Origin of the sequence: Pseudovibrio sp. M1P-2-3, assembly GCF_031501865.1 — a bacterium.
In the GTDB taxonomy this organism is placed as follows: Bacteria; Pseudomonadota; Alphaproteobacteria; order Rhizobiales; family Stappiaceae; genus Pseudovibrio; species Pseudovibrio corallicola.
Genome location: NZ_JARRCW010000001.1, coordinates 3,865,993 through 3,872,500, shown reverse-complemented (window position 1 = coordinate 3,872,500; position 6,508 = coordinate 3,865,993). Strand labels below are relative to the sequence as shown.

4 protein-coding genes, 1 tRNA gene and 2 rRNA genes (1 of these 7 cut by a window edge) are annotated in these 6,508 nt (G+C 48.7%); all 7 read left to right on the top strand.

Annotated features, from left to right (window positions below; all coding sequences use genetic code 11):
* Nucleotides 1-1,183: ribosomal RNA gene (locus P6574_RS16990) — 23S ribosomal RNA — on the top strand (it extends 1,548 nt beyond the left edge of the window).
* A gap of 120 nt (nt 1,184-1,303) precedes the next feature.
* A 5S ribosomal RNA gene (gene rrf / locus P6574_RS16985) occupies nt 1,304-1,418 on the top strand.
* A gap of 55 nt (nt 1,419-1,473) precedes the next feature.
* Nucleotides 1,474-1,547, top strand: a tRNA-Met gene (locus tag P6574_RS16980).
* 292 nt (nt 1,548-1,839) lie between these two features.
* Entirely contained in the window at nt 1,840-2,412 is a 573-nt protein-coding gene (locus P6574_RS16975; RefSeq protein WP_310621441.1) for a GNAT family N-acetyltransferase, read from the top strand.
* An 886-nt stretch (nt 2,413-3,298) separates the two neighbouring features.
* Nucleotides 3,299-4,702 carry a calcium-binding protein gene (locus P6574_RS16970; RefSeq protein WP_310621440.1) on the top strand — a complete coding sequence of 468 codons (1,404 nt, stop codon included), beginning with the start codon at nt 3,299-3,301 and terminating at the stop codon, nt 4,700-4,702.
* Between the two features lie 183 nt (nt 4,703-4,885).
* Nucleotides 4,886-5,458, top strand: a complete 573-nt coding sequence (locus P6574_RS16965; RefSeq protein ID WP_310621439.1) for a GNAT family N-acetyltransferase — start codon at nt 4,886-4,888, stop codon at nt 5,456-5,458.
* A 76-nt stretch (nt 5,459-5,534) separates the two neighbouring features.
* A complete protein-coding gene (locus tag P6574_RS16960) occupies nt 5,535-6,479 on the top strand; it encodes a nucleoside hydrolase (RefSeq protein ID WP_310621438.1) in 945 nt (314 codons plus the stop codon).
* The last annotated feature ends 29 nt before the right edge of the window (nt 6,480-6,508 follow it).

The window sequence follows — 6,508 nt, the reverse complement described above, 5'->3', positions numbered from 1 at the left end:
AAATTGCTCCCGTAAGTTCGCGAGAAGGGAGCCCTATACGAAGGCAACTTTGTATGGGGGGCACAGAATTGGGGGTTGCGACTGTTTATCAAAAACACAGGGCTCTGCGAAGCCGCAAGGCGACGTATAGGGTCTGACGCCTGCCCGGTGCTGGAAGGTTAAGAGGAGCTGTGCAAGCAGCGAATTGAAGCCCCAGTAAACGGCGGCCGTAACTATAACGGTCCTAAGGTAGCGAAATTCCTTGTCGGGTAAGTTCCGACCTGCACGAATGGCGTAACGACTTCCCCGCTGTCTCCAGCACAGACTCAGTGAAATTGAATTCCCCGTGAAGATGCGGGGTTCCTGCGGTCAGACGGAAAGACCCCGTGCACCTTTACTACAGCTTCACACTGGTATTCGTGATGACATGTGTAGGATAGGTGGTAGACGTTGAAACCCAGGCGCCAGCTTGGGTGGAGTCATCCTTGAAATACCACCCTTGTCCTCATGGATATCTAACCGCGGTACTACAATATCCGGGACCGTGTGTGGCGGGTAGTTTGACTGGGGCGGTCGCCTCCCAAATGGTAACGGAGGCGCGCGAAGGTAGGCTCAGACCGGTCGGAAATCGGTCGTCGAGTGCAATGGCATAAGCCTGCCTGACTGCGAGAGTGACAACTCGAGCAGAGACGAAAGTCGGTCATAGTGATCCGGTGGTCCCTCGTGGAAGGGCCATCGCTCAACGGATAAAAGGTACGCCGGGGATAACAGGCTGATGATGCCCAAGAGTCCATATCGACGGCATTGTTTGGCACCTCGATGTCGGCTCATCGCATCCTGGGGCTGGAGCAGGTCCCAAGGGTTTGGCTGTTCGCCAATTAAAGCGGTACGTGAGCTGGGTTCAGAACGTCGCGAGACAGTTCGGTCCCTATCTGCCGTGGGTGTAGGAAATTTGAGAGGATCTGTCCCTAGTACGAGAGGACCGGGATGGACGAACCTCTGGTGGACCAGTTGTGGCGCCAGCCGCATTGCTGGGTAGCTATGTTCGGAATGGATAACCGCTGAAGGCATCTAAGCGGGAAACCAACCTCAAAACTAGATCTCCCTTGAGAGCCGTGGAAGACCACCACGTTGATAGGAGGCATGTGGAAGAGCAGCAATGCTCGAAGCTGAGCCTTACTAATAGCTCGATCGACTTGATCACTCCCATTAAGCTATACCCAAACAATAAGAACTTAAAACAAAGATCCGCCTGACAAGCAAAGCGCATGTCAGATAAGCTGATCGCAAAAAAAACAGACCAATTCCAGTTGCTTTTATCCTGCCCGGTGGCTATGGCGGGGCGCCCCCACCCGATCCCATCCCGAACTCGGCCGTGAAACGCCCCTGCGCCAATGGTACTTTGTCTTAAGACACGGGAGAGTAGGGCGCCGCCGGGCATGATAAAAGCAACAATACCTCTCAAAATGTACAGAACAACTAATCCAGAATTGACGCGGGGTGGAGCAGCCCGGTAGCTCGTCAGGCTCATAACCTGAAGGTCATAGGTTCAAATCCTACTCCCGCAAACAAAATTATTCAAAAAGGCCCTGAGCAGAACGCTCAGGGCCTTTTTTTGTGTGAACCCGTGAAGGCACATCATAGGATGTGTAATGCCATCACGCGGGAAAGAGACTGGCGTAGGGACAAACGTTATAGCCCCTCCCTAAAGCCGGTCATTGATGACGCGGAACCTACAGCTTTGGTGGAAGTTCCCTCAGATATAAAGTGTGTCAAATACTGTAGACTTGCCACTTGGATAGTGAAACCAGCAACTATAAACGGCTATAGAGTTCCCATTTGGAAAATGGAACTAGTGATATGACATCAAGCAAAAACGAAGCTCAGGGGTTGGAGCGTGTAACGGGAGAGCTCGTCTATCTGGCTGATTGTTCTGCAAGCCAGTTATTTGACTATAACTGTAGGAACAGGGATCACCTCAGGCCTTGGGAGCCTCTAAGAAATGAAAATGGCCCCAGCTTGGAGGATTGCGAAGCTGCAATCGAAAACGCCCGAAAAGTGCTAGAGAACAAGAGCGGTACAAACTTTGCATTTTTGAAAGATGGGAAAATAATCGGGCAGGCTAATTTTTCAGGGATAACCGGTTTCCCTTTTCGCGCTTGCTATATGGGTTTTTCGATCGATGCCGGGTTTCAAGGGCAAGGTTATGCGCGGGAGATGCTGAAGCTGGCCATAGACAGAATGTTCCGTGAGCATCCACTCAATAGAATTATGGCAAATTACATGCCGCGCAACATGAAATCTGCACGCTTGCTGAACGTATTGGGATTTCGCATTGAGGGGTTTGCCTACAAATATCTGGAAATTAATGGTCAATGGGAAGACCATTTTCTCAGTTCCCTGCTTAGTTCCGACTGGGAAAACAAAAGTTAGGGCGTGGTCCTTAGGACTAGCATTTAAAATTTCGGGAGGTCCTGCCGTTAACCGGTCTCCCGGAAGGCGCGCCATTATCAGGTGGACCTTGCGCCATAAGCTGTATTGCCGATTGAGTGTCTTCGGTCTTGTGCCGATGCGCTCAATACTGTTGGTGGGGTATCAGGCTGCTCTTAAAGAAATGAGCCTTTTCGTTGAAACGCCTCATTGCTTTAAATTTTTGTTTCACGCGGACCTTTTTCCGAAAACCGGTGCCCACTTTTCGGAGATACGCTGTAAAAACTCTGCAGACAGCACTTTTGACTGGCTCGGGTGCTCCTGCCTTCTTACCAGACTACACTCTTTAGTTCAGTCCAGTTTTTAGCAGGCAAGCTTTCAACGGGGAGTTGATTACTGTTTTCTCCCTCTAGTGCAGTGGATAAGGTGGGAAATTTTCAAATTACGGAAAAGAACGTACTCAACAAGGAATTGCGATAGGTGTGTCGTTATGGAGAGTTTGCTCTCTATGATTTCTATTTGGGTTCAAAGTTTGGCAACCCAACCTCTTTGAAGCTGTTTTTTGGCAAATATGTAAATTTTACCGCTTGATTGGTTATTTGGCTTTAAAGTTTCTCAGTTCATGCAATTTTTTCGTTTTTTTCACTGAAATAAATATATCGCTTTTTTTTGAACGATTTCAGCAAAAGTAACTTGTGCATGTTGTAGTTCATTTTTGATATAGTGCGATAAAATGAAGTAAAATTAGAAAAATATTTTAAACAATTTGAGCGTGTGAAGTATTATGAATAAATATAGCTAGGAAAAAATACTGATACCTTCGTCGTATTGCTGAGTACTATGAAACAACCTCCTAAATGGAACTCCAATGCATTGTTTGGGAGGAAAAATGTCACTGTTTGAATATAAGGGCGAAGATGCTCTAGGGCTTGTGACCGATGCTATGTCTTTGGTGATGTTTGAATATTATGTCGCCGAGGATGGACGGACAATTGAGAAAGACTCTGTGCCTACAGGGTGGGAGCTTCTGACAGCCGACGAGATTGGCTATGAGGATGCAAATCTGGGTAGCGATGGATGGTTTAACGGAGAAAAGAGTGCGTTCGAGGACGCACAGGCTGCTGTTCTTGCCCAGTATGATGACGAGGGCAATATCACGCAGGTGGGACTGGTGTTTGCCGGCACAAATGATGCCGGAGATATTCTCGACTATCTTGAGTTTTTCGAGGACAATCCGGACTATGCAGAGGATGCGTTTGGGAACCTGCTGAGTTCTGTTAAGGATTTGCTGCTGGATAACGGGTTGGATGCAAGTGATTTGATCGTCGCGGGACACTCTTTGGGTGGTGGTGCTGTTACCAACATGGCGGAAAAAAGTGACCGGTTCGAGGATGGTTTCTTTGTGAACGCGAACTATATCGGTGTTGCTGCCCACTATGCGCCTGAAGATGGCTCTTCTGTTCTGTCCAGCGGCGCCGAGATCTTAAGCTTTGATTTTGAAAACGACCCTGTTCCCTCCGCTCTCTCCGAGGACGGCGTTGATATTACTGGCAATGACAAGAACTATGAGTACGACACCAGTAACATCATCATGTTTAATGATTACTATGACACCCCGATTTACTGGAATGGCCCAGACCTTCTGAACCTTCTCACGTGGGATGTCCACTCGCGGACGGTCTATGAAAAAGCATTTGAGGCAATAAGTACCTCCGAGTTCTATGATGAAATGGAACGCGATAGCTTGATCATCATTTCCGACCTTTCAAAGGATGAGCGGGAAGACACTTGGGTTGAGGACATTGATCTGGCCCTTGATAATACCGGACATTATGGAGATGATGCCTACATCCTTGGGTCTCAGCATGATGATCTTCTCAGAGGTAATGATGGAGATGACACGCTGGAAGGCTTTGCTGGAAATGACTTCCTGAAGGGTGGCCATGGAGCAGACCGTCTTTTGGGCGGCGAGGGAGACGACACCCTGCGCGGCGGAAAAGGGAAAGATACTCTCTATGACGGAGCTGGCAGTGATGATCTGCGCGGCGGTAATGGTGACGATGTATTTAGCTTCATCGATGATGGCACTCTGGATACCATTGAAGACTTCGAACTGGGAGCAGATCTCATTGACTTGAGTGCGGCTGGCGTGACTTCTTTTGATAGTCTGACAATTACTCAAGATGGCTCCAGTGACCCTGTAGTTATCGCCTATGGTGATGATACGCTTCATGTTGAAGGTGATAGCCTGAATGCAAGCGACTTCGGTTCCAGTAACTTTATGTTTGCGTGAGTTTAACATGACTGGGCTTTGCCCAGCTGGATAACGCGGAAAATTTCAAATCCCGGAGTAGATAGCCCCTAACCCCGGGATTTTTTTGCCTGCTGTCAAACGCCTTGCTCGGTGACTTCAATCGGCTATTGTCTTTTATTCACTACAAATACTACCTAGCTATAAAGACAGATAAGAAGGCCAATGCGTGTAAAAACTCCTTACTCAATAACTCCGGTTTCGCCTTTGGATGTTGATACTGTTTTAGCATTTGAACACGAGAACCGTCACTATTTCGAGCGCTCAGTCCCTCCGCGCGGGGAACTGTTTTTCGATAGAAGTTGGCAGATTGAAAAGCTGAAAGAGTTGTCCTGCGATCCCATGGGGCGGTACAGCCTTGTTAAAGAGCAAACGGGTGAGGTGGTCGGACGCATAAACCTGACCTTTAAATGGCAACGGGGAAGCTTTCTAGCAGAAATTGGCTACCGTGTAGCGGAAAGGCAAATAGGTAAGGGAGTTGCGACTTGTGCGGTGCAAGATGCCTTAGCTTGGCTAAAGGATGATGGCCGTTTTCATCTGGCGCAAGCAAGAGTTTCGCTGGAGAACCGTGGTTCCTTCAAAGTGCTTGAGAAGCTCGGATTTGAATATGTTCCTGGAGAGGATACCCGCGTTTCTTTAAATGGGAGTGGGCTTTTGCTCCATCTCTACCGTTTGCCGCTTAACCAATACATGGAGGCCGACATCCATAGCGCTGGTTCGCCGCAGTGCCTTAGCTAACTACAGCAACCGGGATACTTGCACGGCAAAACTAATCTTTCTAATGTCTATAGTGTGAAAGATGTTAGGGGGCCCGGTGTTTATAGTAGATACGGATGGCGGTACAGACGATATTCTGGCTTTGTTGATGCTGATTGGCATGGGCCGCAAACCTGATTTGATTACCACCAGTTATGGCAATGTGGATGCGCAGCAAGCAAGCTTGAATGTGTTGGATTGCCTTTCGGTGATTGGTGAGGACATACCCGTTCACATGGGGGCAACGCGCCCTTTAAAAGGCCCTGTGGTGGACGCAACTTATGTGCACAGTGAAGATGGATTGGGAGGGGCCCCGCGTCCGCAAAACAGGCAAGAAGTTGCCTCTACTGACGCAATTGGAGAGTTGAAAGGTGTTTTGCGAAGGGCTGTATTGCTTGGAGTCCCCGTTGAAATTCTAACGCTTGGACCGCTGACTAATCTGGCGATGGTTTTAATGGATGAGCCTGAGCTCATAAAAGGTGTGAAACGACTTTGGGTTATGGGGGGAACTTGTCGGGGGCGTGGGAACTACACTCCTGCTTCTGAGTTCAACATATTTTGTGACCCAGAGGCGGCGGATAGTGTGCTTGGCCTTCCGATAAACACACTCATGATTCCTTGGGAGCCCGTATTACATAGTGCAGTATCCGGTCATACAATTGATGCGATGTTTGAGAAGCTTCCGGACAGTGCTCTTCGCAACTTTGCCGCCGCAATTTGTGATCACGGGCGGTCCTTTACCAATAAATGGTATGGAGAAGATAATTTGATCATGCCAGACCCACTTGCGGCAGCCTGTCTATTGGATGACGAAGTTGCAACCCGGACCATTATCTGCGGCGTTCTGGTCGAATGCGAGGGGAAGCATGCTCGTGGGGTGACAATTTTGGATTTTGAAGCGCAAACCAACCGGCCAGTGATTGGGGTGGTTGAAAAAGTAGACAGGGTTAAATTGGAAAGCCTGTTTGAGGCAAGCTTACGCAGCCTTGCTGGAGGGGCGTAGAGTAAGCTTTTGTCGGGATGGGATCGTAC